Annotated in this window: 6 protein-coding genes; 4 read left to right on the top strand and 2 right to left on the bottom strand. The window is 45.8% G+C overall.

Annotated elements, in window-relative coordinates; translation table 11 throughout:
* Window positions 1-43 precede the first annotated feature (43 nt).
* Complete coding sequence (gene rpsT, locus B7Y67_RS11925; RefSeq protein ID WP_293598833.1) at window positions 44-310, top strand: 30S ribosomal protein S20; 267 nt, start codon at window positions 44-46, stop codon at window positions 308-310.
* Between the two features lie 75 nt (window positions 311-385).
* Here rpsT and B7Y67_RS11930 read toward each other — a convergent pair whose 3' ends face one another.
* Window positions 386-700 (bottom strand): DUF3579 domain-containing protein, encoded by a 315-nt coding sequence (locus B7Y67_RS11930; RefSeq protein ID WP_041484947.1) that lies wholly within the window; start codon window positions 698-700, stop codon window positions 386-388.
* Window positions 701-852: 152 nt separating this feature from the next.
* Between B7Y67_RS11930 and argF the strand changes: the two genes are divergently transcribed.
* The 3 genes from argF to B7Y67_RS11945 are packed head-to-tail and all read left to right on the top strand — an operon-like array spanning window position 853 to window position 3439.
* Entirely contained in the window at window positions 853-1800 is a 948-nt protein-coding gene (argF, locus tag B7Y67_RS11935) for an ornithine carbamoyltransferase (RefSeq protein WP_293598834.1), read from the top strand.
* 58 nt (window positions 1801-1858) lie between these two features.
* Window positions 1859-3088 carry an argininosuccinate synthase gene (locus B7Y67_RS11940; RefSeq protein WP_293598835.1) on the top strand — a complete coding sequence of 410 codons (1230 nt, stop codon included), beginning with the start codon at window positions 1859-1861 and terminating at the stop codon, window positions 3086-3088.
* A 45-nt stretch (window positions 3089-3133) separates the two neighbouring features.
* Entirely contained in the window at window positions 3134-3439 is a 306-nt protein-coding gene (locus tag B7Y67_RS11945; RefSeq protein WP_015421889.1) for a pyrimidine/purine nucleoside phosphorylase, read from the top strand.
* A gap of 93 nt (window positions 3440-3532) precedes the next feature.
* Here B7Y67_RS11945 and B7Y67_RS11950 read toward each other — a convergent pair whose 3' ends face one another.
* On the bottom strand, window positions 3533-3988 hold the full coding sequence (locus tag B7Y67_RS11950; protein WP_293598836.1) for a DUF192 domain-containing protein: 456 nt from the start codon (window positions 3986-3988) through the stop codon (window positions 3533-3535).
* Window positions 3989-4139: the final 151 nt, after the last annotated feature.

Here is a 4139-nt window from a genome sequence, read left to right on the forward strand (position 1 = left end):
CAGTTAATCGTATTTTGTAATTTTTATATAGCAAGGTTTAAAGATGGCCAATACCGCACAAGCGCGTAAACGCGCACGGCAGGCAGTAAAACAGAATGAACACAACTCCAGTTTGCGTTCAAAGCTCCGTACTTCCATTAAGGCAGTTCGCAAAGCAATTGAAATTGGCGACAAAGCTGCTGCAGCTAAAGTGTTCGCAGCAACTCAGTCAACGATCGACAAGATTGCTGACAAAAAGATTGCTCACAAAAATACTGCATCACGTCAGAAGTCACGTTTGTCTGCAGCCATCAAGGCAATGGCAGCGTAAGACTTTTATAGTTTTAGGCAGGCTCGAGAGTAATCTGAGTCTAAGCCCGCTCCTTTTCAGAGCGGGTTTTTGTTTTTAGGACTGGGATGGCGGATTCGGCTCGAATTCGCAGGCTTCTTCAATTGGCAGGCTGTTGTCTTTGGCAAAGTTCATGACAAAGTCGAGCGCTCTTGGATCAAGATCTCTTAGTCTGGTATCGATAACAACGCATTTCACTTTTGCAATAACTACTGGCCTGACATAAGGCGAGTAAGTGAAGCGGGGGTCTCCAGCATCGCCTGGTGGGCGAAAAGTTGCCATGACTCCGCAAAGACGTTCGGCCCAGTCGCTGGGACGAAAAGGTTTGCCAGAAGTTGTAATGCCTTGAATGAAAAGCTTTTTGTGGTTCAAGTTGGCGTAAGAATTGTTGTAAGGATAAGTATTAATGAGCCCTCTAGCTTAACAGTCTGAGATGGCCTTAAGATGACTTTAGGAACTATTTTCGTGCAGTCTGATGCCTCATACAAAAAATGCAAGCTAAAACTTTAGTGGAAAGCTCAACAATGACATCTTTGGCAAAGCCTCAAGTGCCTGGCCAGGTTAAGCATTACCTGCAGTTTGCTGACTTGACGCGCGAAGAGTATGACTATCTCCTGAAACGCTCTGCTTGGCTCAAAACAAAGTTCAAGAGTTATGAGACTTGGCACCCCTTGCACGATCGTACTTTAGCCATGATCTTCGAGAAGCATTCGACTCGTACTCGTCTTTCCTTTGAGGCGGGCATACACCAGCTTGGTGGTCATGCCGTATATCTCAACACTAGAGATACCCAGTTGGGTCGTGGCGAGCCTGTAGAGGACGCTGCACAGGTTATTTCGAGAATGACTGACATCATTATGATCCGCACCTTTGGCCAAGAGATTATTGAGCGCTTTGCCGCTAATTCTCGTGTGCCAGTGATTAATGGCCTAACCAATGAATACCATCCTTGCCAAGTATTGGCCGACATCTTTACCCTTGTAGAGGCGCGTGGTCCGATCCAGGGTAAAACCGTTGCTTGGGTTGGTGATGCCAACAATATGGCCTACACCTGGATACAGGCAGCCGAGTGTTTAGATTTCCAAATTCGTTTCTCTGCGCCCGGCGGCTATCAATTAGATGGTGCCATGCTGACTGAGAATGCATTGAAACATTTGACTGTTTGCGCTGATCCAAGGGATGCTTGCAAAGGTGCTGATTTGGTCACTACCGATGTGTGGACCAGCATGGGTTACGAGGATGAAAATACTTCCCGCATGACTGCCTTCAAGGATTGGATGGTGGACGAAGAGTTGATGTCTTTGGCTAAGCCAGATGCTCTGTTCATGCATTGCTTGCCAGCGCATCGGGGTGAAGAGGTTTCTGCAGAAGTGATTGATGGCCCTCAAAGTATTGTTTGGGAAGAGGCTGAAAATCGTCTGCATGTTCAAAAGGCCTTAATGGAGTATCTACTCTGTGGCCGTTTGGATTGATTGCGGAAGTAATTTGTCTTTGTTAGTTATTGCTTAATTTTTTGATTGAATAGAAATCATGTCTGATATTAAAAAAGTAGTATTGGCGTATTCCGGTGGTCTTGACACTAGCGTGATCTTGAAATGGCTTCAAGACACTTATCAATGCGAGATCGTTACCTTCACAGCTGATTTGGGTCAGGGTGAAGAGCTTGAGCCAGCACGCGCTAAGGCGCTGCAATTTGGTATCAAGCCAGAAAATATCTTTATCGATGACTTGCGTGAAGAGTTTGTACGCGACTTTGTATTCCCTATGTTTCGCGCCAATACGATTTATGAAGGCGAGTACCTTTTAGGTACTTCCATCGCACGTCCATTGATCGCTAAGCGTCAAATTGAAATTGCTCACCAGACTGGAGCTGACTCTGTATCGCATGGCGCTACCGGTAAAGGTAACGACCAAGTGCGTTTTGAGTTGGGCTACTACGCACTAGAGCCAGGGATCAAGGTAATTGCTCCGTGGCGTGAGTGGGATTTGCTCTCACGTGAAAAGTTGATGGCCTATGCAGAAAAGCATGGCATCCCGGTTGAGATGAAGCACAAGCAAGGCGGCTCACCCTATTCTATGGACGCTAACTTATTACACATCAGTTATGAAGGTCGTCATCTCGAGAACCCAAATGCTGAAGCAGAAGAGTCCATGTGGCGTTGGACGGTATCTCCTGAGAAGGCTCCAGACGCCCCAGAAATTATTGAAATTGAATTCCGCGCTGGTGATCCAGTAGCAATCAATGGCAAAGCATACAAGCCACATGAATTATTAGCTGAGCTCAATCGCATCGGTGGCATGCACGGTATTGGTCGCCTTGACTTAGTTGAGAACCGCTTTGTAGGTATGAAGAGCCGTGGCTGCTATGAAACTCCTGGCGGCACCATTTTGTTGAAAGCGCACCGCGGTATTGAGAGTATTACTTTGGATCGTGAAGTTGCGCACCTCAAAGATGACTTGATGCCACGTTATGCTAGCTTGATCTACAACGGTTTATGGTGGGCGCCAGAGCGCCTTGCTTTGCAAACTTTGATTGATCACACACAACAGATGGTCAATGGCCTTGTACGTCTGAAGCTTTACAAAGGATCTGTCTCTGTGATCTCACGTGATTCAGCGAACACGTTGTTTGACCAGACGATTGCTACCTTTGATGATGATGGTGGTGCATACAACCAAGCTGATGCAGGTGGATTTATTAAGCTTAATGCTTTGCGTATGCGAATTGCTGAAACTGCAAGACGTAAGCGTGCCAAATAATTAAGATAAACAACAAGCTAGTAATTCAGATTAGAAAGAATAAAAATGCAATTTGATCAAGTTTCTGTAGGCAAAAAAGCCAATGTATTTTTTGATGGTAAGTGCGTATCCCATACTGTGACGCTGCCAAATGGTGTTCGTAAATCTGTTGGTGTAGTTTTGCCAAGCACCTTACGTTTTGACCTGAGTACTAAAGAGATCATGGAAGTGGTTGACGGTAATGCGTTTGTTAGTATCAATGGCGCTCCAGAAGTTGAGTTCAAAGCCGGTCAAAGTTGGGAAGTAGAAAAGGGTGGCTACTTCATCATCCGCGCAGAATCCCCGGTGCATTACGTTTGCCACTTTGAATAAGTAAGCGAGCAAGCAAGAGGAGCATTCCTCTTGTGCCCAAAAGAAAACGCAGACCTCAGTCTGCGTTTTTGCTTTATGGCTTCAAGCAGCCTCTTACTTCTTGGACAGTCCTTGAATGACTGTACCTGGCACGATCACTCTTTCTGAGAACCACTGTTTGTTCATCTCTAACGCATAACGTACTGCTGCTTTAGGGCAGTGGTTGTTGGTGGTTTCAGCTTGCATCTCTTCGATATTCACAATCTTGCCGTCATCAGCAATAAAGGCGATCGACAAAGGAATCTTGGTGTTGTTCATCCAGAAGCAATGACCCGCTTTTTGCTCAAAGATAAAGAGCATGCCGGAGTTGGTGGGCATGCTGGTGCGATTCATGAGTCCAACCTCACGCGCTTTGGGTGTATCGGCCAACTCTGCCTGAATGCGATAGATGCCAGCCTTGAGTTCAATCATTGGCAAGCCTACATTCTGTTGCGCAAACGATGGCGCTGAAAAGAGTCCGAAAATTGCCGCCAGTGAAAAGATGAATTGCTTGATATTCGATAAACGCATGGTGTATTGAGTGGTTGGTGTAGGTGGAGGTAATTCTAAGGCAGGAAAACTTAGGCGAAAAAAAACCCAGGAACAAGTCCTGGGTTTTTAATAATGATCTAAAGCAGATTAAGCTGCTTGGATATTAGTAGCTTGTTTGCCTTTAGGGCCT

The organism is Polynucleobacter sp. 35-46-11 (genome assembly GCF_002281105.1).